This window comes from Nocardia colli (genome assembly GCF_008704205.1).
Classification (GTDB): Bacteria; Actinomycetota; Actinomycetes; order Mycobacteriales; family Mycobacteriaceae; genus Nocardia; species Nocardia colli.
This window is the reverse complement of sequence record NZ_VXLC01000004.1, coordinates 933,990-960,101: the sequence shown is the minus strand read 5'-3', so window position 1 is coordinate 960,101 and position 26,112 is coordinate 933,990. Positions and strand designations below refer to the sequence as shown.

24 protein-coding genes are annotated in these 26,112 nt (G+C 67.3%); 10 read left to right on the top strand and 14 right to left on the bottom strand.

The features are described from left to right. Positions 1-10: 10 nt before the first annotated feature. On the bottom strand, positions 11-1,891 hold the full coding sequence (locus F3087_RS16535) for a cutinase family protein (RefSeq protein ID WP_150402763.1): 1,881 nt from the start codon (positions 1,889-1,891) through the stop codon (positions 11-13). Between the two features lie 92 nt (positions 1,892-1,983). Beyond that, positions 1,984-2,178: a hypothetical protein gene (locus F3087_RS16530; protein ID WP_150402762.1), complete on the bottom strand. Its 195-nt coding sequence runs from the start codon at positions 2,176-2,178 to the stop codon at positions 1,984-1,986. 296 nt (positions 2,179-2,474) lie between these two features. On the opposite strand from F3087_RS16530, the gene F3087_RS16525 reads away from it, so the two are divergent. From F3087_RS16525 to F3087_RS16510, 4 genes are all read left to right on the top strand, one after another. Then, positions 2,475-3,602, top strand: a complete 1,128-nt coding sequence (locus F3087_RS16525; protein ID WP_223885103.1) for a lactonase family protein — start codon at positions 2,475-2,477, stop codon at positions 3,600-3,602. A 145-nt stretch (positions 3,603-3,747) separates the two neighbouring features. Beyond that, positions 3,748-5,973 carry a glycoside hydrolase family 31 protein gene (locus F3087_RS16520; RefSeq protein ID WP_150402761.1) on the top strand — a complete coding sequence of 742 codons (2,226 nt, stop codon included), beginning with the start codon at positions 3,748-3,750 and terminating at the stop codon, positions 5,971-5,973. A 106-nt stretch (positions 5,974-6,079) separates the two neighbouring features. Next, the gene (locus tag F3087_RS16515) at positions 6,080-7,492 is read left to right on the top strand and encodes a serine/threonine-protein kinase (RefSeq protein ID WP_223885102.1); all 1,413 of its coding nucleotides are present in this window, start codon (positions 6,080-6,082) and stop codon (positions 7,490-7,492) included. 84 nt (positions 7,493-7,576) lie between these two features. Then, positions 7,577-9,034: a M20/M25/M40 family metallo-hydrolase gene (locus tag F3087_RS16510; RefSeq protein WP_223885101.1), complete on the top strand. Its 1,458-nt coding sequence runs from the start codon at positions 7,577-7,579 to the stop codon at positions 9,032-9,034. A gap of 43 nt (positions 9,035-9,077) precedes the next feature. On the opposite strand, the gene F3087_RS16505 is transcribed toward F3087_RS16510, so the two are convergent. Further along, positions 9,078-9,632, bottom strand: coding sequence for a hypothetical protein (locus F3087_RS16505; RefSeq protein WP_150402759.1), 555 nt, complete (start codon positions 9,630-9,632; stop codon positions 9,078-9,080). A 186-nt stretch (positions 9,633-9,818) separates the two neighbouring features. Here F3087_RS16505 and F3087_RS16500 point away from each other — a divergent pair, with 186 nt between their 5' ends. Continuing rightward, complete coding sequence (locus F3087_RS16500; protein ID WP_150402758.1) at positions 9,819-10,694, top strand: LLM class F420-dependent oxidoreductase; 876 nt, start codon at positions 9,819-9,821, stop codon at positions 10,692-10,694. An 80-nt stretch (positions 10,695-10,774) separates the two neighbouring features. Here F3087_RS16500 and F3087_RS45950 read toward each other — a convergent pair whose 3' ends face one another. From F3087_RS45950 to F3087_RS16480, 4 genes are all read right to left on the bottom strand, one after another. Further along, the gene (locus F3087_RS45950; RefSeq protein ID WP_223885100.1) at positions 10,775-11,992 is read right to left on the bottom strand and encodes a CAP domain-containing protein; all 1,218 of its coding nucleotides are present in this window, start codon (positions 11,990-11,992) and stop codon (positions 10,775-10,777) included. A 128-nt stretch (positions 11,993-12,120) separates the two neighbouring features. After that, positions 12,121-12,615 (bottom strand): hypothetical protein, encoded by a 495-nt coding sequence (locus F3087_RS16490; protein WP_150402757.1) that lies wholly within the window; start codon positions 12,613-12,615, stop codon positions 12,121-12,123. Positions 12,616-12,912: 297 nt separating this feature from the next. Next, complete coding sequence (locus tag F3087_RS16485; RefSeq protein ID WP_150402756.1) at positions 12,913-14,370, bottom strand: AMP nucleosidase; 1,458 nt, start codon at positions 14,368-14,370, stop codon at positions 12,913-12,915. 106 nt (positions 14,371-14,476) lie between these two features. Next, the gene (locus tag F3087_RS16480) at positions 14,477-15,223 is read right to left on the bottom strand and encodes an alpha/beta hydrolase family protein (protein WP_150402755.1); all 747 of its coding nucleotides are present in this window, start codon (positions 15,221-15,223) and stop codon (positions 14,477-14,479) included. Positions 15,224-15,358: 135 nt separating this feature from the next. Here F3087_RS16480 and F3087_RS16475 point away from each other — a divergent pair, with 135 nt between their 5' ends. Both F3087_RS16475 and F3087_RS16470 read left to right on the top strand, forming a co-directional pair. Continuing rightward, positions 15,359-17,191 (top strand): ABC transporter ATP-binding protein, encoded by a 1,833-nt coding sequence (locus tag F3087_RS16475; protein ID WP_150402754.1) that lies wholly within the window; start codon positions 15,359-15,361, stop codon positions 17,189-17,191. Beyond that, complete coding sequence (locus F3087_RS16470; protein ID WP_150402753.1) at positions 17,188-18,903, top strand: ABC transporter ATP-binding protein; 1,716 nt, start codon at positions 17,188-17,190, stop codon at positions 18,901-18,903. Before F3087_RS16475 ends, F3087_RS16470 begins: the two co-directional genes overlap by 4 nt. A 5-nt stretch (positions 18,904-18,908) precedes the next feature. Here F3087_RS16470 and F3087_RS16465 read toward each other — a convergent pair whose 3' ends face one another. Next, entirely contained in the window at positions 18,909-19,889 is a 981-nt protein-coding gene (locus F3087_RS16465; protein WP_150402752.1) for a helix-turn-helix transcriptional regulator, read from the bottom strand. Positions 19,890-19,979: 90 nt separating this feature from the next. Between F3087_RS16465 and F3087_RS16460 the strand changes: the two genes are divergently transcribed. Next, entirely contained in the window at positions 19,980-20,378 is a 399-nt protein-coding gene (locus F3087_RS16460) for a VOC family protein (RefSeq protein ID WP_150402751.1), read from the top strand. Positions 20,379-20,401: 23 nt separating this feature from the next. Here F3087_RS16460 and F3087_RS16455 read toward each other — a convergent pair whose 3' ends face one another. Next, on the bottom strand, positions 20,402-21,790 hold the full coding sequence (locus F3087_RS16455) for a glycosyltransferase 87 family protein (protein WP_150402750.1): 1,389 nt from the start codon (positions 21,788-21,790) through the stop codon (positions 20,402-20,404). Positions 21,791-21,901: 111 nt separating this feature from the next. Here F3087_RS16455 and F3087_RS16450 point away from each other — a divergent pair, with 111 nt between their 5' ends. Next, positions 21,902-22,531 carry a VOC family protein gene (locus F3087_RS16450; protein WP_150402749.1) on the top strand — a complete coding sequence of 210 codons (630 nt, stop codon included), beginning with the start codon at positions 21,902-21,904 and terminating at the stop codon, positions 22,529-22,531. Here F3087_RS16450 and F3087_RS16445 read toward each other — a convergent pair. The 5 genes from F3087_RS16445 to F3087_RS16425 all read right to left on the bottom strand — a co-directional run bounded on the left by F3087_RS16445 (position 22,528) and on the right by F3087_RS16425 (position 25,553). After that, a complete protein-coding gene (locus F3087_RS16445) occupies positions 22,528-23,223 on the bottom strand; it encodes an MspA family porin (protein ID WP_191093979.1) in 696 nt (231 codons plus the stop codon). The two genes, F3087_RS16450 and F3087_RS16445, sit on opposite strands and share 4 nt — an antisense overlap. 29 nt (positions 23,224-23,252) lie before the next feature. After that, the gene (locus F3087_RS16440) at positions 23,253-23,858 is read right to left on the bottom strand and encodes an MspA family porin (RefSeq protein ID WP_150402747.1); all 606 of its coding nucleotides are present in this window, start codon (positions 23,856-23,858) and stop codon (positions 23,253-23,255) included. A 135-nt stretch (positions 23,859-23,993) separates the two neighbouring features. Further along, a complete protein-coding gene (locus tag F3087_RS16435; protein ID WP_150402746.1) occupies positions 23,994-24,389 on the bottom strand; it encodes a hypothetical protein in 396 nt (131 codons plus the stop codon). A 70-nt stretch (positions 24,390-24,459) separates the two neighbouring features. Then, on the bottom strand, positions 24,460-24,861 hold the full coding sequence (locus F3087_RS16430; RefSeq protein WP_150402745.1) for a hypothetical protein: 402 nt from the start codon (positions 24,859-24,861) through the stop codon (positions 24,460-24,462). A 296-nt stretch (positions 24,862-25,157) separates the two neighbouring features. After that, positions 25,158-25,553: a RidA family protein gene (locus F3087_RS16425; RefSeq protein WP_150402744.1), complete on the bottom strand. Its 396-nt coding sequence runs from the start codon at positions 25,551-25,553 to the stop codon at positions 25,158-25,160. A gap of 102 nt (positions 25,554-25,655) precedes the next feature. On the opposite strand from F3087_RS16425, the gene F3087_RS16420 reads away from it, so the two are divergent. Continuing rightward, positions 25,656-26,060, top strand: coding sequence for a MarR family winged helix-turn-helix transcriptional regulator (locus F3087_RS16420; RefSeq protein ID WP_150402743.1), 405 nt, complete (start codon positions 25,656-25,658; stop codon positions 26,058-26,060). Positions 26,061-26,112: the final 52 nt, after the last annotated feature.

Genomic DNA, 26,112 nt, shown 5'->3' with positions numbered 1-26,112 from the left:
AACGCCGGATTCAATTGGCCTGCCCGATTTGGCCGTTCATCCAGTCGCCGAGCCACTGGATGGCGTTGCGGCCGGAATCGTCGACGACCAGGGCGCCGTAGTTGATGTGGGCGTTGGAGGAGAAAAACGTTGCGGCGCTGAGGCCGTCGCGGATGAGGCCAAGCAGGTTGATGCCAACCTTGGGCGGCGCGGTCTTGGCGAGTGCGGCACTCAGGTCGTCGATGTCGAGGTGCTGGGTGTTCTTGCTGCCGAGCAGGCCGGTGGCGACGGTGGCCAGTTCGAGGCCGACCGGCAGCAAGCCGGACAGCACGGCGGCCGCGCCGGCCGGGTCCGGCGCCCGCCCGGGCGGCGGGACCAGTTTCTCCACCACCGACCAGGCGATCTCCTGGATCTGGCCGACCAGGGTGGCCATCCGGATGACGTCCACGTTCGACAGGATCGAGGTCATGGACGCGGCGATCTGGACGTACCCCTGCGAGTTCGGCACCGTGGAGAGCACCTGCGCGACCGATTTCAGGTCGGCGCTGGCGACCAGATCTACCAGCGGTTTGAACTGGTTGTTCAGCGCACCGGCGACCTGATGGGCGCCCTGGGCGTCCATCGCCGCCACCTTCTGCGGCAGCAGCGCGAGGTTCGCCATGATCGCGCCGAAGTCGAGCGCGGTGACGTTGGCGACGACGTCGAGGGTCTGGTCGACCAGCATGGTGGGCTTCAGCATCGCGAGGATCTTGGTCGCCGAGCCGAGGATGGCCGCGGGCAGGTCGGCCAGCGGCGCGATCTGATCGACGAGGGCCTCGACCTTGATGGTCAGCGTGGCCGCGTCGGGCGAGTTCACCTGGAGGGTATGCACGCCTCGGTTCAACAGGTTGGTCGCGGTGTCGGTAATCGTGCTCACCGCTGTGGCGGCGCCGGTCAGGTCGGACTCCCCGGCCTTGATCAGCACCTGGCCCGCACTGTTCTCGGCCGATCCGGCGGGGGCATCGGCGAGTCGGGCGGCGGTATCGGAATCATGTAGCCCGGCAAGGATCTTGAGGTTGCCTTCCAACTTCGCGGCGGTGTCGCGAAGCTGGGTCAGGTTGATGCCGCCCGGCGCGGTGAGGCCGGTGGACAGCTCGTCGACGGCGCCGGCCAGACCGGGGAGGTCGGCCTTTGCGGCATTCGCGGTCAGGGTCTTGGCCAGGGTGGAGTTGCTGAGCACCTTGCTCAGCAGCGAGCCGAGCTTCCCCAGTAACGGGTTGTCGCCCTTCTTGATCGAGCAGTACAGGTCCCCGGGATCGCAGATCGAGCTGACCCGCCCGGTGAGCTTGCCCATGCCCAGCGGCCGCGGATCGGCGATCCCGGAACCCACGGTGTGCGGGCCGACGGCGGTTTCGCCCTTGGTGCCCGCGGCCGGGTCGGCGATGAGTCCCACGGCAATAACCCGTTCGGCGGGCACCGGGCCGCGGTCGTTGCCGATCTCGGCGGCGACGTCACCCGCGGCGTCCGCGCCCTGGCTGTAGCCGGTTATGGTGAATTTCGCTCCGGGACAACGATTGCCGTAGTCATGCAAGGCCTTGCGCGCGTTGACCAGCGCGGTGTTCTTGCTGTCGGCATAGGTGTAGCCGTTGTCGAAGGCGCGGGCCATGTACGGCGTGAAGTAGATGTCGGAGCTCGGGCCGTGCTGGCGCTGGATGGCCTCGGCGATCGGGCGGAGCATTCCGATGGGCTGTGCGGGGTCGGCCTTTTCGTTGGTTTCCCAGGTGCCGGGAATGAACAGGTTGAAGGTGTCCGCGCAGTCGGCGGGCGCCGCGTGCACGACGGCCGGGGCGGCGACAGTCGCGGAGGCGACGGCCACCCCGAGCGCCACCATCGTCGCCACCACGTAGCGATTGGACGAATGCGTGACTGACATCTGAACCTCACTACGCGCGAAATTGCCGATACGATGCGCATGCGTATTCAGCGCGGCAGCCGAATGCGCCGCGCTGAATATCGCGTTCCGGGTCAGGACAAATGACCGACCAGCAAACTGAGCAGTTTCAGGGCCACCTTGGCCAAATCCAATCCGGTGCCGAGCGATCCGGTCGATGATCCGCCGCCGCTGAGGGAATCGCCTGCGTCGCTGGACCCGGAGTCGCTGGACCCGGCGCTCGCGGCAATGTAGTGCACGGTATCCATAACGCTGAGGAGTGTGGACATGTCTCAAACCGCCTGTCTGGTAACGGTATTGACCGAGCAGCACCTGAGCACAGGTGCCTGGATCATGGGGATGTTGGCAGCAACCAGATTCCCCTCGGATCCCCGTCGCGTCCAGATGTTCAACTGGGGAAGTTGTGCCGTAGTGGGCCTTTCGGAGCGAATGCCGGTGGCAGACCGGCAGGTTTTCTGATCTCCCCACTCCGCACTGGGGATTCGACGCCAAGGAAATTCTCAGACGCGTGCGACATTCTGACCCGCACGCGGAGAGATCTGCCGCGGGACGGAAGGAGAAATCGGTGCGCAATGGTGAGCTCGGACGGCGGGGATTCCTCGGGGTACTGGGTGCCGCGGTCACGACCGCAGCGGTCCGGCCCGCGGTAGCGGGCGCGGCGAACGGCACTCGCGCGTTCCTCGGTTCCTATACCTCCGGTGGCGCAGGCGGTTCCGGCATCAGCGTCGCCACCGTCGATCCCGGCAGCGGCCGGCTCGTCGTGGAAAGCACTGTGCGCGTGGCCGATCCGTCGTTCCTCGCATTGTCTCCCGATCGGCGCTACCTGTACGCGGTGAACGAGGGGTCCGGCCCGGGCACGGCCACCGCGCTCGATCTCCGGGGGCCACGACCGACGGTATTGAATACCGTTGCGGTACAAGGCGATGCGCCCACCCACCTGTGCGTCACCCCGGACGGACGGTACGTGCTGACCGCGAACTACACCTCGGGCAGCGTCAGCGTGCTCGCCGTGGGCCGGGACGGACGGCTCGGCGCGGTGGTCGACGTGGCAAAGCACACCGGCAGCGGACCGGATCCGGATCGTCAGACCGGACCGCACGCGCATCAGGTCTCGATCGATCCGTCCGGCCGCTGGGTGCTGGCGGTGGACCTGGGCGTCGACTCGGTCTACGTCTATCGGCTGGCCGGCGGCAAGCTGAACCAGCACGCGCGGGTCGCGCTGGCGCCGGGCAGCGGACCGCGGCACTTGACCTTCCATCCCAACGGCCGCAACGCCTTTCTCGCCAACGAGCTGAATTCCACGGTGACCGTGCTGAATTGGCGGGCCGATCGCGGCGAGCTACGGGCCGGGCAGTCGGTGCCCGCGGACCAGAACGCCGGCGGCGACCGGAACTATCCCTCCGCGCCGGTGGTCGCCAGGGACGGCCGATTCCTCTACCTGGCCAACCGGGGCCACGACAATGTCGCGACCTTCGCCGTGGTCGGCGAGATGCTGATGCCGATGGGCAGCACGCCCTGTGGCGGAAAGTTCCCCCGTGATCTGACCCTGAGCCCCGACGGCAGGCACCTGTACGCGGCCAACCAGAAGTCGAATTCCGTGGCCCTGCTCGACCTCGATCCCGTTACCGGACTGCCCGCCGCACCGTCGGCCGTGCTCGCCGCGCCCGCGGCCACCTGCGTGCTGTTCGAGTAGCGAGTCAGCCTCTCGTACACCAGATTCCGGGCTGCCGCCGCAGGTAGACCGGTCCCCAGTTGCGCGCCAGTCGAGATGGCCGACCAGGTTGGTTCTACTTGGTCCTAGATCATCCATGCTCGTTCACGCGTGAAAGGGTTTCTGAATGCGCAGAATCACGCATATCACGCTAGGTCTGCTGGTGGTCGCCGGCAGCCTGGTGGCCACGCCCGACGCTTGGGCCGACGCGGACAACGGCCGGCTCGGCAACCTCGGCCGCATCGTCGACGACGGTACGACCACCACCATGTACTCCGGATCGGCCGCGGTCCGGGTCAACTTCCCTACCGCGGGCGCGGTGCGGGTGCAGCTGGCGCCGGACGGCAAGTTCACCGATCCGGCCCGCGACAAGATCGTCCTCCCGACCAAGGTCCCACCCGCCAAGACGAAGAAGACGGACAAGGGCGACTACTGGGCCATCACCACCACCGATCTCACCCTGCGCGCCTACAAGTCTCCGCTGCGCTTCGCCCTCTACGACGGCACCAACCGGCGGCAGATCTGGGCCGAGTCGGCGCCGCTGTCCTGGACCAAGACCGCGACCACACAGAGCCTCGGCCGGGGCAAGGACGAGCAGTTCTTCGGCGGCGGTGAGCAGAACGGGCGGTTCAGCCACCGCGACCAGACGATCAAGATCTTCGCCGACGACAACTGGAACGACGGCGGCGCGCCGAACTCCCAGCCGTTCTACCTGTCCAGCAACGGATACGGCGTGCTGCGCAACACGTTCGCGCCGGGCAACTACGCCTTCACCGATCCGGCCCGCACCACCCACGAGGAACGCCGCTTCGACGCGATCTATGTGGTCGGCGACGGCCCGAAGGGGGTGATCTCCGCCTACACCGCGCTGGTCGGCCGGCCGTTCCTGCCGCCGATCTACGGCCTCGAGATGGGCGACTCGGATTGCTACCTGCACAACGCCAATCGCGGTGAGCGGCACACCCTCGACGCGGTCGGCATCGCCGACGGATACGTGCGCAATCAGATGCCCAACGGCTGGATGCTGGTGAACGACGGCTACGGCTGCGGTTACGAGAATCTGCCGCAGGTCGGCGAGGGACTGCGCAAGAACAACATGCAGCTCGGATTGTGGACCGAGAACGGACTGCCGAATCAGGCCGAGGAGGTCAAAGCCGGTGTGCGCGTGCGCAAGCTGGACGTGGCCTGGGTGGGTCCCGGCTATCAGTTCGCCTTGGACGCGTGCGACAGCGCGCACCGCGGCATCGAAGAGAACAGCGACGCACGGGGTTTCGTCTGGACGCCGGTGAGCTGGGCGGGCGCGCAACGCTGCGCGGTGCTGTGGAGCGGGGACCAGTCCGGCACCTACGACTACATCCGCTGGCAGATTCCCACCTACGCGGGCTCGACGATGTCCGGCATCGCCTACAACACCGGCGACGTCGACGGCATCTTCGGCGGCAGTCCCCGCACCTACACCCGCGACCTGCAGTGGAAGGCGTTCCTGCCCACCATCATGTCGATGGACGGCTGGGCGCCCAACGACAAGCAGCCGTGGCGGTACGGCGAGCCCTACACCTCGATCAACCGAAAGTACCTGCAGCTCAAGGAGAGACTGCTGCCCTATACCTATTCTTATGCGGTCGAGGCGAATCGCACCGGGGTGGGCCAGGTCCGGCCGCTCGCGCTGGAGTACCCGCACGACAAGGCGACGTGGGGCGAGCAGGCCCGCTACGAATTCCTTTCCGGGAAGGACTTTCTCGTCGCGCCGGTATACAACGACGCCGAACAGCGGGACGGCATCTACCTGCCCGAAGGCACCTGGATCGACTACTGGAGCGGCCGCACCTGGACCGGGCCGACCACGGTGAACGGCTACAACGCTCCGCTGGACACGCTGCCGCTGTTCGTGCGGGCGGGCGCGGTGGTCCCGATGTGGGCCGAGGGCACCCAGTCCTGGCGGACCCGCGACCAGAGCGTGCTGAACCTGGACGTCTACCCGCAGGCCGCGGGCAACTTCACGCTGGTCGAGGACGACGGAGTAACCCGCGGTTATCAGCGCGGCGAACAGGCATCGCAGAACTTCGCGGTGCGCTCGCCCGAGGCCGGTGCGATCGAGGTGAGCATCGGCGCCGGTTCGGGGTCGTATCCGGGCAAACCGGCCGCGCGCCGCTACGAGATCGCGGTGCACACGGCCGCGGCGCCGAAGGCAGTCCAAACCGCGGCGGGTCCGTTGACTCAGCGGACCAGCCGGGACGACCTCGACCGTGCGCCCAACGGCTGGTGGTTCGACCCGAACGACCGCGGCGGCATCGTGCACGTCAAGACCGATCCGGTCGATGCGGCGAAGAGTCAGTCGGTGGTTCTGCGGTGACGATTTCCCTGGCCCGGCCCGAGGTGGCAGATTCGGAGGGTGCGGGTTATGGGTGAGGGTGGTTAACTCCTCTCGGATTGTCAGCTCGAAGGGAGTAGGGGTAGGCGTGGTGCAGCTCGGAGTGAACGAGTCGTTCGCGGACTACCTCATCGAGGGCGTGCTCGGTCGCGGCGGGATGGGCACTGTGTATCTGGCGCAGCATCCGCGGTTGCCGCGCCGAGTCGCCCTCAAACTGTTGAATCGCGAGGTCTCCGCGGATCCGGAATTGCGGCGGCGGTTCGAGCAGGAGGCCAATGTCGTTGCCCGGCTGGATCATCCGGGCATTGTCGGCATCCACGATCGGGGCACCCACAACGGGCACCTGTGGATCGCCATGCAGTACATCCACGGCTCCGACGCCTCCCGGTTGAATCCGCGGGACGTGCCGGTCGACCGGGCCTTGCGCATCGTCTCCGAGACCGGTTCCGCGCTCGATCACGCGCACAGCCGTGGCGTGCTGCACCGTGACATCAAGCCGGCGAACATTCTGCTGTCGTCGCCGGATACCGGGCGCGCGGAACGGGCGGTGCTGACCGACTTCGGGATCGCCCGGCTGCTCGATTCGAATACGCAGCTCACCTCCAGCGGCACGTTCAACGCCACGCTCGCCTATGCCTCGCCGGAGCAGCTGTCCGGCGAGCGGGTCGATCACCGCTCCGATCAGTATTCGCTCGGCTGCACCTTGTTCACGCTGCTCGCGGGGCATCCGCCGTTCGCGGCGACGAATCCGGGACAGGTCGTCGCGGGGCACATCAGCAAGCCGGTGCCGCGGCTCAGTTCCGTTCGGCCAGACGCACCGCCGGCGTTGGACGAGGTCATCGCCCGGGCGATGGCGAAACGGCCGGACGAACGATTCGACAGCTGCCGCGAGCTCACCGCGGCGGCCTGGGAATCGCTGCACGGCCGTCCGCCCGCTCGAACCGCCGTGGCACCGGCCCGGATCGCTCCGACGGCGTTGAATCAGAATCCGCCGAGCCGGCCGTCGGTACCGTCGCAGGCCGCACAGCCCGCACGCCCTCCCCAGCCCGCCCCGGAACCGGCGGCGGCCGGTGAGCCGTCCCCGTCGAGCGGTTTCCGCGACGCGCTCGGTGCCTGCGTGCTCGCGGTGCTGCTCGGCTGCCTGGTCGCCTACGAGGTGGTGTCGCCCCGGGAACCGGTCATCCGTGCGTTCCTCGCGGACGGCGAGCCGCGCCTGGCCCCCTATGCCGCGTCCGGTGTCGCGGGCGGCGGCGCGGTGGTGTTGCTGCTCTGTGGTGCGGTTCTGCTGCTGGCGCGTAAGCGATTGGGCCGTGCGCTGGTGGTTTTGGGGTGTGCGGGCTATCTGGCGAGCCTGGCGCCCGTCCGGTTCGGCTACGACAGTCCGGCCGGCACCACCGGGTGGACGATGGCAGCGGGCGTCGGATTGCTGTTGCTGACAGTGGTTTTCGCCATGTCCAAGCCGACGGCCCGGTGGCTGCGGGCGGGTCGGGCACGACGGTAGCGGGAATTCTGGAATTCGGGCCGACGAAATATCCCCGAGTCCATTTCCGGGGGCGAATTGAGCATTTCGGGTAAAATCTTTCGCGTGTCTAATATCAGTCGCCGCAACCCGCTCATTTCGGTGGCCGCATTGGGACTTATCGCGGCGCTTACCGCAACTGCCTGCAACTCAGAGGCTTCGAAGAACGATTCGAGTCCGCCGCCGAGCTCGTCGAGCGCGCCGGCCCAAGACAATACGCAACTCTTCCACGATATCTACAAGCAATTGGTGGAGACCGACACTTCGCACTCGACCGGCAGCACCACGGTCGCCGCGAACGCGGTCAAGCAGCGCCTGCTGGACGCGGGCTTCGCCGAATCCGATATCCAGATCTTCGAACCGGTGCAGCGCAAGGGCGACCTGGTGCTCCGGTTCACCGGGTCCGGGCAGCGTAAACCGTTGCTGCTCTTGGGCCATCTCGATGTGGTCGAGGCCAAACGCGAGGACGGGTGGAACACCGACCCGTACAAGCTGACCGAAACCGACGGCTTCTACGCCGCCCGCGGTTCGATCGACGACAAGGCCATGGTGTCCGCGCTGGTTTCCGGCCTGATCCAATTGAAGCGCGAGGGATTCAAGCCCAACCGCGACATCGTGCTCGCCCTGACCGCCGACGAGGAGGCCGGGACGGACAACGGCGCGAAATGGTTGATGGACAACAAAGCCGACCTGATGAGCGCCGAATACGGCCTCAACGAGGGCGGTCGGGCGCTGCTGGTCGACGGGAAGCCGTCGCTGCAAGGCGTGCAGGTGGCCGAGAAGACCTACACCACCTACCAGGTGGAGGCCAAGGCGAGCGGCGGTCACAGCTCGGTGCCGACGCCCGACAATGCCATCTACACCCTCACCGCCGCGCTGAATAGGCTTGCCGCATACCGGTTCCCGACCTCGCTCAGCGACCCGGCCAAGGACAACTTCGGCGCGCTGGCCGCCGGGCGCACCGGGCAGGAAGCCGACGACATGCGTGCGGTCGCGGCGGGCAATCCGAGTCCGGAAGCGCTGGAACGGCTTTCGGCGACGCCCGAGTACAACGCCCAGCTGCGGACCACCTGCGTGAGCACCATGCTCAAGGCCGGGGAGGCCGAGAACGCGTTGCCGCAGACCGCGACGGCGACGGTCAATTGCCGAATTCTCCCGCAGGACAACCCCGAAGACATCGACAAGCAGTTCAAGGCCGCGCTCGCCGACAGCAAACTGAACGTCACCCGCAAGCTCGATCCGGCCGGCGGCATCTCGCCGGCCAACGGCGACGTCATGGCGGCGGTCACCTCGTTGACCAAGGAGCTGTTCCCCACCGCCGCGGTGAGTTCGTTCATGTCGACCGGCGCCACGGACAGCAAATACGCGCGCAGCAAAGGGATTCCGATGTACGGGGTCAGCGGATTGTTCATGGTGTCCGCCGATGCCGGCCGCATTCACGGCGTGAACGAACGAGCGCCGATCGCCGGACTCGACGCCAGCCGCGAATTCCTCTACCGACTGGTCAAGCAACTGTCCCAATAGTTTTCGACCCGATGTGACTCGCCGCGCCCCTGGGTGCGGCGAGTCACTCTGTCTGGTCGAGGGATTCGAGTTCCGTGCGCAGCTCCACCACCTCGGCGGCGAGTTCGTCGCGCAGCTGCTCGCGTTCCAGCAGGCTGGCGCGCATGCTGTCGATGGTGTCGTTCATCGCGGCCAGCTTCTGGTCGGCCCCGTTGAGCCGCCATTCGATGACGCCGCGGCGATCCACGTCCTCGCTGGCGTTGCGCACCCACTCCACGACATAGTCCAGCCACTCCGGCTGCTTGGGCATCTCCTCGTCGCCGTCCCAGCCGCGCCGGGTCGCGGTCTTCGGCGAGAGCACCCGATCGCCGGCCGGCCCGGCGATCGGCGCGTTCATCTGCACGTGGCTGAGCTTGCCCGCCGTCGTCACGATGGCGGTGATCCGGTAGCGCCCGGCCAGGTGCATCTTCAATTCCGCCGCGCCACGACCGTCGGCATCCATCGCGCCGAGCCACGGCCCGTCGGCCGCGCTGATGATCGACTCGAGCACGCCGAGCTGCCCGACCGCGCGGCGAACCCGGTTCGCGCGCTCGCGTAGTTCGTCCGGTGTGGCGGTCATCTGGTCCCAGTGCATCGCACCTACTTCCTCGTCGACCGGCTCCCAGGGATTAGGAACTGCTACGAACGTACATTCGCCGCGCGCTCGAACGACGCAGACGTGCGGCGGCGGCGACACTTGACTTGGAGTGCACTCCAGGTCGTAGCGTGGGGAAATCTCGGTTACCGACACATAAGGGGAAGCTCGATGGAGCTCGGTTTTCACGTTCCGATTTTCGACATCGACGGTGGTACCACCGCTATCGCCGGCGAACTGGCCAGGGTGGGCGCCGCGGCCGAGGCGTCCGGCGCGACCTGGCTGTCGTTCATGGACCACTACTTCCAGATCGAGCCGACCGGGCTGCCCGCCGAGTCGAACATGCTCGAGGGTTACACCACGCTCGGCTTCCTGGCCGCGCACACCTCCACCATCGAACTCGGCCTGCTCGTCACCGGCGTGACCTACCGGCACCCCGGCCTGCTCGCCAAGATCGTCACCACGCTCGACGTGCTCTCCGGCGGCCGGGCCACGCTCGGCATCGGCGCCGCGTGGTTCGAGCGCGAACACCTCGGGCTCGGCGTGCCGTACCCGCCGATCGCGGAACGGTTCGAGCGGCTGGAGGAGGCGTTGCGGATCTGCCGGCAGATGTGGGATCCGGCGGACAACGGGCCGTTCGACGGCAAGCACTATCAGCTGGCCGAGACGCTCTGCTCGCCGCAGCCGATCAACCGGCCCAAGGTACTCATCGGCGGCAGCGGCGAGCGCAAGACGCTGCGCCTGGTCGCGCAGTACGGCGACGCGTGCAATCTGTTCGGCAGTTCGCCCGCCGAGGTCGAGCACAAGCTCGAGGTGCTGCGCCGGCATTGCGACGACGTCGGACGGAATTACGACGACATCCGGGTGACCATCATGGCCAACAATCCGCGGCCGAACCCGGGCACCCGCGACGAATTCGTCCGGACGATGGCCGACTACGCCAAGCTCGGCGTGCACGCGGTGATCATCACGCCGACCACCGGGGCACCGGCCGCGTGGATCGATGCGATGGCGCCCGCCGTCGCGCAGCTGGCCGAACTCGGCTGACCGAGTCAGGGTCTACAACGTAGACGATCGCCGAACAAGGTGGGAGTCAACCTTGTTCGGCGATCGCTATTGCCGATCGGCTACAGTCCGCCGGCGAGTGCGCCGAGGCCTTCGCCTAAGCCGCCGAGTCCGCCGAGGGCATCTCCGGCTTCGCCGAGTCCGCCCAGCGCGTCGCCGGCGCCGCCGAGTCCGCTCAGCAGCTCGCCGAGTCCGCCGAAGGCGTCGCCGCCGCCGGTGAGTGCGCCGAGGCCGTCGTCGGAGGGAGCGTTGAACCAGTCGAAGGCGTCGGCGGACGCGTCACCCGCGCCGCCGTCGGCGGACGCATCGCCCGCGTCGTCGGAGAAGAGGTCGCTCCAGGAGTCCTGGAGCGAACCGCCTGTGTCGTCGGCGGATTCGTCCGAACCCTCGCCCAGCGCGTCCTCGGACCAATCACCGCCGTCGGACGACTCGTCACCCGATGAATCCTCGGACGCATCGCCGCCGTCTGCCGAGGAGTCGTCGGCACCCTCACCCCACGGGTCCGCGGACGAATCACCCTCACCCTCCGAAGATTCGTCCGAACCGTCGCCGGACGGGTCCTCCGCCGAATCGCCTGCGCCGTCGGAAGATTCGTCCGAACCGTCACTCGACGGGTCCTCGGCCGAATCGCCCCCGTCCTGCGTGGGGTCTTCCGAACCGTCACCCGAAGGATCCTCGGACGAGTCGTCGCCACCGGAAGGCTTGTCACCACCGGGCTTGTCCTTGTCGCCACCCGAGGGCTGGTCGCCGCCGGGCTTGCTTTTGTCACCACCGGAAGGCTTGTCACCACCGGGTTTGTCCTTGTCACCACCAGAGGGCTTGTCCTTGTCTCCCCCGGACGGCTTGTCTTTGTCCGAGCCGTTGGACGCGCCGAAATCCTGTGTCCAGTACGGGGTTCCGTCGCCGGCCTTGGCATAGCCGACGCCGATGTCCTTCAGCCCGCAGTTCAAGATGTTCGCGCGGTGGCCTTCGCTGTTCATCCACGCGTCGACCACCTCGGACGCGCTGGTCTGGCCCTGAGCGATGTTCTCCGCCCAGGTCTGTGCCTTGTAGCCCGCCGCGCTGATCCGGTCACCCGGATCGCCCTTCGACGAGTTGTGGTCCAGGTTTCCGGACGCGGCCATATCTTTGGTGTGGGCCTGCGCGGCCTCGGTGAGATGCTCTTCGGATTTCAACGCAGAGCAGCCGGCTTTGGTGCGTGCCGCGTTGGTAAGGCTGATCACCTCATCGGCGGGAGAATCGGGACCCGCCGAGGCCGTGGGAGCTCCAGCAAAAGTCACAGCAAAAGCTGATACTCCGAAAGCGGTGGACAATGTGAGCATTGTTGCCGGCGAAACTTTCCGCGGTGCACTGTGCTTACCCATGAAATGCCTTCTGGTTGCTGGTCAGCGGCCTCGAGTCGGCCGGATCAGGCGCTGCCGGTGAGCAGGCCGAGCAGCGGCGCGAGTCCGCCGGCGGCCTTGCTGCCGGTCGCGGCGCTGCCGGAGACCGCGGTGCTGCCGGTGCTGAACGCCTTGGCCAGCGGGGTGACCGCGGCACTGCCGGTGTTGAGGCTCTTCGCCAAACCGCCGAGCGCGGCGCTGCCGCTGTTCAGCAGCTCGAACGGGTCGGCGGGCTTGTCCGCGGCCGGCTTGGCCTTCGGCTTGGCGCCGGGCTTCTTCTTCTTGGGCTGCACCGCGTTTCGGCTGTGGTGGCCCTGTCCGTTCGCGGCCAATACCCGCTTCGCCTTGGCCGGCGCAGGCGCTACCTGGTCGCCCGCGGTGGTGGTGCTCGTCGTCGTTTCCGCGACGGCCTGGCCCGCGCCGCTGTGCGCCGAGACGCCGAGGCCGATCAAGGTGGCCGTCGACAGAATTGCCAGCCGGGCCGGAATCTGACTTTTACTTGGTGCGCTGTGCTTACCCATTAGACGCTTCTTTCGTCAGTGGTCGATCACCTGCCGGATCGCCTGTCCGCCAAAGGCACAGGCTCTGCTTCGAGGTTAGAACTCGGCAGCCGAACCCACGACTTGTAAGCCGAATTCTAAAATCGAGTTGAGAGCTGATTAACAGCGACACAGGCGATCACGAGCAGATCACGCCCCGATCACATCCGATCACGAGCGGTCCACCGCCGCCGACCTGGGCGGTGGACCAAGCCACGCGCGTACCCGGTGTGCACCCTGCGGCGCGGCGCACCCACGCGGCAGGATCCGGCCGAGCCGCTACCGGAACGGCGGCTCGTTGAACGTGCGCAGCTTGCGCGAATGCAGCCGATCCCCTTCGGCGCGAAGCAACTCCACGGCCCGGATGCCGATCTGCAAATGCTCCGAAATCGCGCCCTCGTAGAAGCGATTCGCCTGCCCCGGCAGTTTGATCTCGCCGTGCAGCGGCTTATCCGAGACGCACAGCAAAGTGCCGTAGGGCACCCGGAAGCGATATCCCTGCGCCGCGATGGTGGCGCTCTCCATATCGATGGCGACCGCGCGGCTCAGATTGAATCGCAACGCCGACGCGGAGTATCGCAGTTCCCAGTTCCGGTCGTCGGTGGTGACCACGGTGCCGGTGCGCAACCGCTGCTTCACCGCTTCGCCCGGCATTCCGCTGACAATCTTGGTGGCGTCGTAGAGCGCCCGCTGCACCTCGGCGATGCTGGGAATCGGAATATCCGGCGGCAGTACCGAATCCAGCACGTGATCGTCGCGCAGATACGCGTGGGCGAGCACATAGTCGCCGATCGCCTGGCTTTCCCGCAGGCCGCCGCAGTGCCCGATCATCAGCCAGGCGTGCGGGCGCAGCACCGCCAGGTGATCGCAGATGGTCTTCGCGTTCGACGGGCCGACGCCGATGTTCACCAGGGTGATGCCGCGTCGATCGGCGGAGGTCAGGTGCCAGGCCGGCATCTGATGCTTCTTCCAGGCCAGGTCGGAAGTGGTTGCCGCGCCGATGGTTTCGGCGGTGATCACGGTGCCGCCCGGACAGGACAGGCCGTCGTAGGGGCTGTCCGGGTCGGCGATCTGCGCGCAGGCCCAGCGCACGAATTCGTCGACGTAGCGGGTGTAGTTGGTGAACAGCACGAACGGCTGGAAATGGTCGACCGGGGTGCCGGTGTAATGCTGCAACCGGGCCAGCGAGAAATCGGTGCGCAGCGCGTCGAAATGGCTGAGCGGGAAGGTGTCGACGGCATTGAAGATGCCGTCGGCGGTTTCGTCGCCGATGCTGGCCAGGTCGGTGGTCGGGAAATAGCGCGCCATCACCGCGGCCATCGAGCTGTCCAGGGCGAGGTCGGCGCGATCGATCACATAGGGGAACGGGATCTCTTGGCGCGACGGCAACACCTCGATGCGCACCTCGTAGTCGCGCTCGATCATCTCCAGTTGTTCGGCCAGATAATGGCGCAACAGGTCCGGGCGGGTAATAGTCGTCGCATAGCTGCCCGGCCGGGTGAACCGGCCCCACGCACGCGAACGATCCTTCGACGGGGCGGCGCCGTCCCAGCTGATCCGGAGTTCGGGATAGACGAACAGGCCGCCTTCGCGGGTGGCCTCGTCGGGCACGGATCCGTTCTCGACGAAGGCCCGGATCGCGTCGCGCAAGGCGGCGACGGACTGCTCGTACAGCTTCTCCAGCTGGTCCAGAGCCTCGGCGCTGGTCAACGAATTGGCTGGTGACCGATTCGGCATGTGTCTCCCTGCGTCGCGTTCGTACGTTCCGAGGACACCGTATTTCACGCCGGCTACGGGCCGGCGAACCGGCAGTGACCAGCGTTGCGCCCGGCTCGGCCGGGACTCAGTCCGCGTCGCGCAGACGGCCTGCCGCCGAACGCACCAATTCCAGTATCCGGGGCCATCTTTCGGACTCGGGATCGATGAGGTCGAAGTGGTGGGTGTGCGGTAGGACCAGTGCATCGGCTGGGCTGTCCTGGCTCAGCGCGACCGGGACGGTCTGGTCGTCGGTGCCGTGCACCAGGAGGACATCGGGTGGGTTCGGCGGCAGTCGGCGTTGGGGATCCAGGTCCGCGTATCGGCTCGGGTGCTGCTCGGGGGTTCCGCCCATCCATGCGGTGACCGCGCCGTCCCCGAGATGCAGCCGGGAGGCGCGGGTGAGGTCGGCTACCGGTGCGAGGGCGAGGATCGCGGCCGGTCTCCGGTAGGCCCGGGTCAGTGCCAGCATTCCGCCGGCGGAGTGGCCGGCCCAGAGGACCGGCTCGGTCAGTTGGCTCTCGAACCGGTCCAGGTCGTCGATCGTTGCCTGCGGATCGCCCGGTATCCGCCGGTATTCGAGCAACACCACCCGCACGCCCGCCCTGGCCAGCGCGCGGGCGAGCGGCCGGGCATGGGTCCGATCGATGGCAGGCCGGAAGTAGCCGCCGTGGATGAAGACCACGGCCGGCCCGGTTTCGCCGAAGACCTCCAGCACCTGGTCCGGGTGCGGGCCATAGGCCGTGCCGGCGCCCGCCTCGGCGCCCTGCTGAATCAGGCGCTCGACTACTGCGCGTTCCTCGTGATCGATGCGCCGGCGGTCTGGATCGGTCAACGGAGACTCCCTTCCCTTGCAGGCAAATTAGCAAAGTTTCGGTGCCGGTCCGCTGGGGTCGATCGGTCTATGGCCCGTCGGGGATGCTCGAGGTACATTATTTATACGCGTACTAAAACTGTGAACGGGAGAGCGATGACCGCGATCGACCTTGCGGAGGCGAGGGTGCAGACCGCACCGGCACCCCGCCCTGATTCCGCGGCGGGACAGCACCTTTCGGGTTTGCTGCGGCCGCACGCACCGAGTTTCGCCGCGGTGATCCTCACCCAGGTGATCGGCGCCCTCGCGGGTCTCGCGCCGCTGCTCGCAGCGGTCGAACTGGGGCGAATTCTGTTGTCGCCCGGGCCGATCGATCACCGGCACGTGTGGGTGGTGGTGATCGCGGGTGCGGTAGGCATGTTCGTGCGACTGGTGTTCACCGCCGCGTCCGCCGGGATCGGGCACATCGTCGACAACCAGGTGCAGCTGTCGTTTCGCCGGCGGCTGGCGCAGCAGTTGGGGCGGGTGCCGATCGGCTGGTTCGCCCAGCGCCGGACCGGTGAGTTGGCGAAGGTGGTCGGCGAGGACGTCAGCGCCGTGCATCCATTTATCGCGCATGCCCCCGGTGAGCTGGTTTCCGCGTTCGTGGTGCCGCTGGTCGCGTTGATCTACCTGTTCACCATCGACTGGCGGCTCACGTTGGTCGCGCTGATACCGGTGGTGCTGGCGATAGCGCTGGTCCCGCTGATGATGACGCCGGCCCGGCAGCGCGAGCAGGCGGAGTTCGATACCGCCATGGGACGGATCGCCAGTTCGGTGGTGGAGTTCGTGCAGGGCATCTCGGTGGTCAAGGCGTTCGGCGGTTCCGGGCGGGCGCACGGTAAATTCCGCACGGCCGCAGATGATTTCGTCGACGCCTTCCTGCAGTGGGTGCGCGGCGTCTCGGCGATCGCCGCGGGGATGCAGTTGGCGTTGTCGCCGCCGTTCGTGTTGCTGGTCCTGTTGATCGGCGGTACGACGCTGATCACGAACGGTTCGCTGGCCCCGGCGGATCTGCTCCCCTTCCTGCTGCTCGGGCTGGGGTTGACCGCGCCGGTGGCGGCGCTCGGTCACGGGTTCGACGATATGCAGGCCGCCGGACGCGCGGTCGGCCGGATGAAGGACGTGCTTGCCGTGCCGCCCCTGCCGGAACCTGCGCATCCGGTTGCGCCGCAGGGACATCGGGTGGAGCTGCGCGGCGTTCGATTCGGTTACGCCGCCGACCACGAGGTGCTGCGCGGGATCGATCTGGTGCTCGAACCGGGGACGGTCACCGCGCTCGTCGGGCCTTCCGGGAGCGGGAAATCCACACTGGTGCAGCTGTTGCCGCGATTCTTCGATCCGACCCACGGCTCGGTCGTGCTGGGCGGGGTCGATCTGCGCGAGCTGAGCAGCGTCGATCTCTATCGGACGGTTTCCTTTGTCTTCCAGGATGTTCGACTGCTGCGCGCATCGATCGCGGACAACATCGCGCTGGCGGTGCCGCACGCCGATCTCGCAGAGGTGATGCGGACAGCCCGCTTGGCGAACATCCATGATCGGATTCTGGAGCTGCCACGTGGCTACGACTCGGTGATCGGCGTCGATGTCAAGCTGTCCGGCGGTGAGGCGCAACGCATTTCGATCGCCCGCGCGCTACTCGCGGCCGCGCCGGTACTGGTGCTGGACGAAGCGACCGCCTTCGCCGACCCGCAGACCGAACACGCGGTGCGCGCGGCCCTTTCGACGCTGTCCGGTGATCGGACCATTCTGGTCATCGCGCATCGCCTGGAGACGGTCGCCGATGCGGACACCGTGGTGGTGCTGGACGACGGAGCGATCGTAGAGCAGGGACGGCCCGCCGAATTGCTCACGCAGAACGGCAAGTTCGCGGAATTCTGGCGATCGCACCAGGGCGCGATCAGCGACGAGATCGACCCGCAGGTGCGGCAAGGAGACGAGCTCCGATGATTCGAATGCTGTTGCAGATCCTGGGACCCGAGTATGCCCGGACGATGCGCCGCACCATGGCCCTGATGACGACCACCGCGGTGGCGGAGGGTTTGTCCTACGCGCTGCTGGTTCCCGTGCTGCGCGAACTGCTCGGGAGCGATCCCGGGAATGCGCGGCCGTGGCTGATCGCGTTCGCGGCGGCGGTCGCGGTGTACGCGGTGCTGCGCTATCGCAGTGATCTGTCCGGATTCCGGGTCGGGGCAACGATGTTGCGCGGGATGTATCACCGGCTCGGTGATCATCTGGCCCGCTTGCCGATCGGGTGGTACAGCGCCGATCGGGTCGGCGAGGTGTCCGTCATGGCCAGTCGTGGTCTGCTGCAAGCGATGAGCGTGGCGGCGCATCTGCTCGCGCCGTTCATCTCGGCGTGCGTGACGCCGCTGACGATCATCGCGGTGATGTTCGCCTTCAATTGGCAGCTCGGGTTGGCGGCGCTGGTCGCCGCGCCGATCGTTGCGGCAGTGCAGATTTGGACGGGACGATCGATGGCCGCCGCCGATGCGGAGAGTGCCGAGCGGAGTCGTGAGTCGTCGGGACGGGTCATCGAGTATTTGCAGGCGCAGCCGGTGCTGCGGGCGGGTGGCCGGACGGGCGAGCGTTTCGAGCTGCTCGACGACTCGTTGCGGGAAGCTCAGCGCGCGGCTCGTCGTTCGACGCTCTCGGCGTTGCCCGGGGTGGTCGGCCTGACGCTGACCGTGCAGGCGATGTTCACCGCGCTGCTCACCCTCGGCGCGTATCTCGCGCTCGGCGGAAACATCGGCGCGGCAGAGGTTTTGGCCATCCTGGTGCTCACCGCCCGCTGCGCCGACCCGCTGCTTTCCCTGTCGGATATCGGCGGCAAGCTGCGCGGCGCGCGGTCCGAGCTGGCCCGGCTCGACGCGGTACTGCGCACCGAGCCGCTGCCGGAACCGCGCGAACCGATCCGGCCGGTCAACGGTGAGCTGGCGTTCGAGTCCGTCACCTTCCGGCAGAACGGTCGCACGTTGATCGACGACCTGTCGCTGTCCGTGCCGGAGGGACAGCGGCTCGCCGTCGTCGGCCCGTCGGGTGCGGGAAAGAGCACGCTGCTGCAACTGCTCGCACGGTTCTACGACGTAGACGCGGGCGTGGTGCGCGTGGGCGGCGCCGACGTCCGCGCGATCAGCACCGAAACGCTGATGCGGCAGATCGCCATCGTCTTCCAGGACGTCTACCTCTTCGACGGCACCATCGAGGAGAACATCCGCCTCGGCCGTCCCGGCGCCGACGACGCCGAGGTCCGCGCGGCCGCTACCGCGGCACGCCTGGACGAGGTGATCGACCGCCTGCCCGGCGGCTGGTCGACCAACGTCGGCGAGGGCGGCGCGCTCCTGTCCGGCGGTGAGCGCCAACGTGTTTCGATCGCCCGAGCGCTCCTGAAGAACTCCCCCATCGTCCTGCTCGACGAGGTGACCTCCGCCCTGGACCCGGTGAACCAGGCGGCCGTGCACGAGGGCATCGAACGCCTGATGGCCGGCCGCACCGTGGTCATGGTCGCCCACCGCCTGCGCACCGTCCACCGCGCCGACCACATCGTCTTCCTCGACGCCGGCCGAATCGTGGAACAGGGCACCCATGCCGAACTCCTGCACCGCGCAGGGCGATACGCCGATTTCTGGGGCATCGCCATGGCACCCGCGGCGAGTGCCTGAGTCGGTCAGGGGGTTCGGCGGGCGGAGGTCATCAGCCGGTTGGCGAAGGCGATGACCAGGGGGCGGAGTTCGGCTGGTTGTTCGATGACGAAGGGTAGGTCGAGGGAGGCGAGTACGGCGGGGAGCCAGTCGAGGCGTTCGGCGCGCAGTTCGACGTGCGACCAAGGCGGTGCTCCGCGCACGGACGGTGGCTCCGTCACGGTCGCGATAGAAGCCGGAAGCCGGGTGCGGATCTGCTCGGTTGTCCCTTGGATTCGAAGGGTCACCTCGTATCGATAGGGAGCGGTGGCGAGGCCGGTGAGGAGGCGTTGCGCCGGATCGAATCCGGTTGGTGGGTCGAAGGAGCCGGGCAAGGTCCGGGCTTCGGTGATGCGGTCCAATCGGAGGGTTCGGTCTTCGCTGATCGCCGGGTCCGCGCCCGTCACATACCACCTGCCGGAGTGGGCGACCAGCCCGTACGGGTGCAGGGTGCGTTCGCTGCGGCGGCCGTCGGCGGCGGTGTATCGGATGGAGATCGGCCAGTGCCGGCGTACGGCGTCGGCGATCGTGAGCAGGACTGTGGTTTCCGGAGCCGCCGACGCACCGGGCGGTGCGGTGAAGGCGAGGGTGTCGAGGACCGCGTCGAGTTTGCGGCCGAGCCGGTCCGGCAGCACCCGGCGGATCTTGGCTGCTGCCGTTTCGCTCGCCGCGCCCGTGGTCGTCAGCAATCCGGCTCGCCGACCCGCGACCAAGCCGAGCAAGACGGCCAGCGCTTCGTCATCGCTCAGCATGAGCGGCGGCATGCGGTAACCAGGGGCGAGCCGATAGCCGCCGTAACGTCCGCGCACCGATTCGACGGGGACGTCGAGGTCGAGGAGGTGATCGACGTATCGGCGCACAGTGCGTTCGTCGACGTCGAGGCGGCCGGCCAGTTCGGCGACGGTTCGGGTGCCGCCCGCTTGCAGGAGTTCCAGCAGGGTGAGCACGCGGGCGATCGGTCGAGGCATGGTGAAAGTCTCTCGCGAATACCGGGCGGTTTCTGTCCGGTATCGACCGTAGCGTGCGGTCAGTAGCCCCGACCGATCAGGAGAGAATCCATGAACTTCGTCTCGATCCGCATCATCACCGGCGACGTCGCCCGCCTTGTCGGCTTCTACGAACGCGTCACCGGCGTGCGGGCGAACTGGGCCACCGAGGACTTCGCCGAACTCAGGACCGACGCGGCAACCCTCGCGATCGCCAGTACCCGAACGGTCGCGCTGTTCGGGACCGACTCGGCGCACCCGGCCGACAACCGCAGCGTCATCATCGAATTCCTGGTCGACGACGTGGACCGCGTGCACCGGAACCTGACCGAGTTCGTGCCGGACTTCGTCCAGGAGCCCACCACGATGCCGTGGGGCAACCGCTCACTGCTGTTCCGCGACCCGGACGGCAACCTGGTGAACTTCTTCACTCCGGTCACCGCGGCGGCGATCGAGAAGTTCGCTCGCTGAACCGAAGCCGGGCAGCGGCAGGATCACACCTGCCGCACCCGTTCGTCCGCCGGATGTTCCGCCGGCTCCGCGTCTGGCTTCGAACTCGAGCGCAGCGCTACAGCGGCGGCCGCGAGCAGCACCATGGTCAACCAGAGGTAGGCGTTGCGATAGAGCACGCTCGGCCGGGCCCGATCCGCGTAGTCGAAGATGCTGACCAGCGTCGGATCGTAAAAGGTCAGCAGGCCGCTGGAGACGACAAGCGCGGTCAGCAGGAAACCGATCGGCGCGATGAAACCACGACGGCGCACTGCGAGATCACCCATATAGATGAGCAGCGGTGCGAGCCAAACCCAGTGGTGCACCCAACTGAACGGCGACACCGCGGTCATGGTGACACCCACGCAAACCACCGCGGCAAGTTCGCGTCCGGTCTGCGAGAACCGCCGCGCGAGGTACAGGCACAGTGCCGCCATCGCGGCCGCCCCGACCAACCAGAGCAGTTGATGCGCGCCCTCGACCCCGACCCGGCGCGCGATCAGGCCGCGCAACGATTCGTTGGACAGGTTCCCCGGCACGCCGACCCGTTGCGGGTCCATGAACGCACCACCCCAGAACGTCAGCGAATCCTTCGGCAGCACCGCGAATCCGATGATCATCGTCGCGACGAGGGCACCCACCGCGTTCGCCGCGGCTCGATACCGCCGCGTGACCAGCAGGTAGAGCACGAAGAACGCGGGCGTCAGTTTGATGCCGGCGGCGATACCCGTCAGCACGCCCTTCCATCGCGACGTATCCGGCAGCGCCATATCCACGATGACGATCAACAGCAGCAAGATATTGACCTGCCCGAACGCCATGGTCATCCGGATCGGTTCGCACCACATCAGCAGTCCGGCGATCGCGACGGCCGCGATGGCCAGCCGCCGGTCGCGCCGGTAGCCGAGCATCGACAGCGCCACCCAGCACGATGCGGCGAGCATGACGAAATTGCCGAGACCGCCGACCCACGTGTACAGGTCGCCGTGCAGCCAGCGCAGCGGAACGAACAGCAGCGCGGCGAACGGGGTGTAGACGAACTCCCAGACGCCGCGGGTATTGCCGAGCAGCGGACTGTCGTAGACCGAAACATGATGGCTCACGCGGTCTCCGGCGATCTGATAGACGCTCAGGTCGATCAGGTGCATCATGATCTGCCGATGCTCGAGCACCTGGACCAGGTAATACGCGCCCGCGACGACTCCGGCCAGGACGATCGTCCACCAGACGGCCGGCGCGATGGTGCGCGGCGAATCGTTCGGCGCGGCGGAGGATGCTTCGATGTTCTCGATGGTCGAACTCGACAAACTAACTCCCAGATATCGGACTCCGTTCGCGCCACCCCACGCTAGCGGCGCTCGGGCGCTCTTTCCAGCGCGACCGCAACTGGGCATACCCAGCGCCGCGCCCCGTACACGACCCCTCTCGGTCCGACCCGGAGACCGGAAACAGGTGATCAGGAATCGAGAAGCGCTGGTCACGACCCAGCGCATAGCGTCGGTCCCATGAACATCAGCACTGATCAGACCGCTATCGAAGCCGTCACCCTGGAGGTGCCCGACCCCGCGGCCGCCACCGCTTTCTATGCCGCCGCGTTCGGCCTCTGCGACCAGCTGCGGGTCCGCGCCGCCGCGGCCCCGACCGCCGGATTCCGCGGCTACATCCTGTCCCTCGTGGTGTCGCAGCCGAGCACCGTCGACAGCCTGATCGGCACCGCGATCGAGGCCGGCGCGACGACGGTGAAGCCGGCCAAGAAGAGCTTCTGGGGCTACGGCGGCGTGGTCCAGGCGCCGGACGGGGCGATCTGGAAGATCGCGACGTCGGCGAAGAAGGACACCGGACCGGCCACCCGGAAGGTCGACGATCTCGTGGTGCTGCTCGGCGTCGACAACGTCAAGGCGACCAAGCAGTTCTACGTCGACCGGGGCCTGACCGTGGGCAAGAGCTTCGGCAGCAAGTACGTCGAGTTCGAGGCGCCGGCCGGGTCGGTGAAGCTGGCGCTGTACGGGCGCAAGGCCGCCGCCAAGGACGCCGGCGTCGACCCCGAGGGCAGCGGGTCGCATCGGATCGTCCTCGGCAGCGGGATCGGCCCGTTCGCCGATCCGGACGGTTTCGCCTGGGAAGCCGGGCACTAGCCGAGGCTGAAGGGTTGGCCCCACAGGGTTTCCGAATCGTCCATCACGTTGTCGTGCACGGTGACCGTCGTGTACGCGCGGGCTTCGGCGGCGCCCGCGCAACCCTCGACGGACAGTGTGTGATTCACGTATTGCGTGATGCCGGAGGTGCCGGTGAAGGAGTAGTCCTCGATCTTCTTCGTGGCGACCTTTCCCGGCTCGAGCTGAATGCTCATCGAGGGATCGGCGTAGGGCGAGACGCCCGATTTGTTGACGGTGCCGCCGGCGTTACCGCCCGCGCTGAGACCGTCGTTGCCGCCGCCGTCCTTGCCCGGCTTGTCCGGGGCATCGGGTTTCGGGTCGCCGGGGGTGTCGCCGCTGCCGTCCGCGTGCGTGGCACTGCCGAGGTCGACCTGGCAGCCCACGAGGTAGCCGGTCTCGATCCGGCCGCCGGTGACCGTGACACCGGCGGGGACGGTCAGATGAATCGACGTCACCCCCGATACCCACGCGTTGCGCGAAAGTGGGCTCGCCGCCATCGAACCGGAGATCTTTGCCTGTTCACCGGTGCGGTCGACCGCGGCGACGACACCGCCGTGAATCGTGAACTGGTCGTGTCCATCCGGGAGCGTCACCGCCGTGTCCGCCTGGGCCAGACCGACCGGGACCAGTACGAATGCGCACGCCACCGCGGCGCACAACGAACCGCGCATCGCGGTGTTCCTCTCGTTCGATCGCATGCTCAACCCACGCTGAACGGGTCGCCGTACAGGGTCACTTCGGCGGAACCTTGGTCGTTGGTGACCGTCAGCGCGCTGTATGCGCGGGCCTGCGCGAATCCGCCGCAGCCGCTGAGCTGGATACCGCGGTTGCGGTAGGCGATTCCGACGGCGCCCGCGGCCGGATCGAGTTGCTTGGTGCCGAACTTCACCACCGCTACCGCGCCCGGGCCCAGTTTGATGCTGGGGTTCAATTCCGGAGAGACCGAGTCGGGCGAGAGGTAGACATCGCCGCCGAGGGACAGTCCGCCGGACAGATCCACCTGGCAGCCGACCAGATACCCGGTCTCCAGGCTGCCTGCCGTCGCGCCCGGGATCGTGGCGTAAGTGGTGCCGGACAGCTGCGCCGTCCGGGACATGCCGTTCGCGGCCAATGACGGGGAGAGGACTGCGGTTTCGCCGGTCCTGGTCAGATCGACCGGGATGCCCGTCGCCGTCGTCAACGCCTGTTCCCCGTCCGGCAGCGGGACCACCGTGTCGGCGTTCGCGCTCCCGCAGCCGAGCAGCAGCGCGGCCAGCGCGATGCCGATCCCGGCCGCGCTTCGGCCGGCGCCTTCCACAACCCTCATCAAACCTCAACTTCGACAGCCAGCAGGAACCGCAAACTTCGCACGCGAAGTTGAACGTCAGCTGGGAATCAGCGGTGGGCTTGCTGTATGCCGGTGCGTGCGCCCAAAGAGGTTCTGGTGGGATCGAATTCGCGATCAGGGGTTCGGGACGACGCCCGCGCGGCGTAGTGCGTCGACGGTGGTCTCCGGTGAGGTGTTGAAGCAGAACACCGCTCCGCTGAGCAGGTTGACGATGCGTTCGAACAGCACGGTGTGCTCCGGCATCATCCGGATCGCTCCCCCGATCATCGCCACGGCGATCGGGCCCTCGGCGAGGTGGGCGCGGATTTCGCGTTCGGCGTCGTCGGGTTCGGTGCCGATCAGGCAGGACACGGCATCGAAGCCGGCCGCGCGCATGGCGGCGTGGCCGGTTTCGATGCGGGCCAGCAGTTTCGGCTCGTCCAGGTCCGGGAATCGGCTGTAGTCAAGGACTTTCGGGTGTAGGCCGATGGTCAGGACGCGACCCGTCGTGGGTTGTTCTTCGTGGACCATGCCGGCACTCCCGCCTCCGATTTACCTTTGATTGCAAAGTTAATTTGGAGTCAAAGGTATGTCAAGGACGCTAGGGCACCAGCAGGTACCACTCCGCGAATGTGCCCTTGATCGGCCACGACGCCGCCATCACCTTGGCCGGGCCCATTCCGACCCACAGGTCCGCCGTCACGGTGTCACCCGGTGTCGCGCCGGCACCGACCCAGACATCCTGGGTCCGCGGACCCGCCGAACCCACCCAGCCCAGCTTCACCTGATTGCCGCACGGGCCGCCCAGATAACCCCGCGGGGTTATCTGGGCCAGCACATGACCCGGTCGGCGCGGCGCCGCCTCGAGCGCGACGTCGATCAGGCCCGCACAGACCTTCGCGTCACCGAACGCGAACAGCGTGGTGCCGACCGTGGTCACCTGCGGCAGCGGATCCGCCTGCGCCGGGGTCGCCACCGCCGCCATGCACACCGCAGCGCTCACCGCTGACACCAACCCCGCTACCATCCGCCGCGCCCTCATCAGTTGAAACCCTTCTCACAGAACGACATTCGTGACCGCGCCACGCGCGTCGGCCACCAGACCCCACAACCCGGCGCGCGCAGCTTTGCGCGGCGGCGGGTGTTTGCCGGGCCAGCGTAGCGAGGAAAATGAGGTGGTGTCGGCAAGTTAAGACCCGCCTAATCGCTTCTGAAGTTCAGCTGCGCCAACCGAATTGGGCGATCACGGCGCCACCGTGGATCGCCGCCATCGGCGTCGGCTTCGTGCGGTCGCGGGAATCAGGGCGCGAGGGCGGTGACTTCCACTTCGATCTGCCAGTCGGGCTGCGCGAGGGAGGACACCTCGAGCAAGGTGTCGGCCGGATAGGGCTCGGCGAGAAACTCCTCGCGGAGCTGAATTACCTTGTCCAGGTTGGCCGCCATGTCGGTGACGAAGATGCCGACCTTCACCACGTCCCCCAGGTCCGCCCCGGCCTCGACCAGAACTCGCCGGATGTTGGCGAACGCCTGCCTGCCCTGGGCCAGGAAGTCGTCGGAGACCGTTTTCCCCTGCTCGTCGATGCCGGCCTGGCCGGACACGTAGAGCACGCCGTTCGCCTTGATCGCCTGCGAGATCTTGTACGGCTGGTACCAGTCCGGCGTGGTGGCGATCTTCTCGATGCGCTGTGTGGTCATCGCCGTTTCCTCTCGAACATTGCATGTACATGCAATAAATGTAGGTGCATGCACATATTGTCACTGCATGTATCCTGATGTCAACACAGGAAGGCGGTGATCATGGACGCGACCGACTGGGATCAGCTGGTGACGCTGCACGGCATGGTGACCCACCGGCTGGCCAAGGAGATGCAGCGCCGCCACAACATCGGACTCTCGGAGTACCAGGCCCTGTGCCGGCTCACCCAGGCCGACGACGGCGAGCTGCGAATGCAGGAACTGGCCGAGCTCATCGGCCTCAACCAGAGCTCGGTCAGCCGCCTGGTCGCCCGCCTGGAAACCAGCGGCCTGTCCCGTCGCGACCTGTGCCCCAAGGACCGCCGCGGCGTGTACACCGTGATCACCGAGGAGGGGCGCGCCCTCCAGCGGAAGGCCGAGCCGACCTACCAGGCGGCCCTGACCGAGGCGATGGACGAGGCGGCCGCGGACGTCCGGGTGCGCGAGTTCGCCGCCAAACTCCGTTGAAGTCACTCCGCGCCAACCGAATTCGGTTCGGCTGCCTCCGATAGGGTTCCGA

What these genes read in the sequence shown, in the direction of transcription:
- F3087_RS16490 (WP_150402757.1), bottom strand. Translation starts at nt 12,615, where the DNA reads ATGGGTAAGCACAGCGCACCAAGTAAAAGTCAGATTCCGGCCCGGCTG.
- F3087_RS16455 (WP_150402750.1), bottom strand. Translation starts at nt 21,790, where the DNA reads ATGCCCAGTTGCGGTCGCGCTGGAAAGAGCGCCCGAGCGCCGCTAGCG.
- F3087_RS16445 (WP_191093979.1), bottom strand. Translation starts at nt 23,223, where the DNA reads ATGCGCGGTTCGTTGTGCGCCGCGGTGGCGTGCGCATTCGTACTGGTC.
- F3087_RS16500 (WP_150402758.1), top strand. Translation starts at nt 9,819, where the DNA reads ATGGAGCTCGGTTTTCACGTTCCGATTTTCGACATCGACGGTGGTACC.
- F3087_RS16505 (WP_150402759.1), bottom strand. Translation starts at nt 9,632, where the DNA reads ATGACCGCCACACCGGACGAACTACGCGAGCGCGCGAACCGGGTTCGC.
- F3087_RS16440 (WP_150402747.1), bottom strand. Translation starts at nt 23,858, where the DNA reads ATGAGGGTTGTGGAAGGCGCCGGCCGAAGCGCGGCCGGGATCGGCATC.
- F3087_RS16465 (WP_150402752.1), bottom strand. Translation starts at nt 19,889, where the DNA reads ATGCCTCGACCGATCGCCCGCGTGCTCACCCTGCTGGAACTCCTGCAA.
- F3087_RS16475 (WP_150402754.1), top strand. Translation starts at nt 15,359, where the DNA reads ATGACCGCGATCGACCTTGCGGAGGCGAGGGTGCAGACCGCACCGGCA.
- F3087_RS16425 (WP_150402744.1), bottom strand. Translation starts at nt 25,553, where the DNA reads ATGACCACACAGCGCATCGAGAAGATCGCCACCACGCCGGACTGGTAC.
- F3087_RS16530 (WP_150402762.1), bottom strand. Translation starts at nt 2,178, where the DNA reads ATGTCCACACTCCTCAGCGTTATGGATACCGTGCACTACATTGCCGCG.
- F3087_RS16450 (WP_150402749.1), top strand. Translation starts at nt 21,902, where the DNA reads ATGAACATCAGCACTGATCAGACCGCTATCGAAGCCGTCACCCTGGAG.
- F3087_RS16435 (WP_150402746.1), bottom strand. Translation starts at nt 24,389, where the DNA reads ATGGTCCACGAAGAACAACCCACGACGGGTCGCGTCCTGACCATCGGC.
- F3087_RS16420 (WP_150402743.1), top strand. Translation starts at nt 25,656, where the DNA reads ATGGACGCGACCGACTGGGATCAGCTGGTGACGCTGCACGGCATGGTG.
- F3087_RS16470 (WP_150402753.1), top strand. Translation starts at nt 17,188, where the DNA reads ATGATTCGAATGCTGTTGCAGATCCTGGGACCCGAGTATGCCCGGACG.
- F3087_RS16520 (WP_150402761.1), top strand. Translation starts at nt 3,748, where the DNA reads ATGCGCAGAATCACGCATATCACGCTAGGTCTGCTGGTGGTCGCCGGC.
- F3087_RS16460 (WP_150402751.1), top strand. Translation starts at nt 19,980, where the DNA reads ATGAACTTCGTCTCGATCCGCATCATCACCGGCGACGTCGCCCGCCTT.
- F3087_RS16535 (WP_150402763.1), bottom strand. Translation starts at nt 1,891, where the DNA reads ATGTCAGTCACGCATTCGTCCAATCGCTACGTGGTGGCGACGATGGTG.
- F3087_RS16485 (WP_150402756.1), bottom strand. Translation starts at nt 14,370, where the DNA reads ATGCCGAATCGGTCACCAGCCAATTCGTTGACCAGCGCCGAGGCTCTG.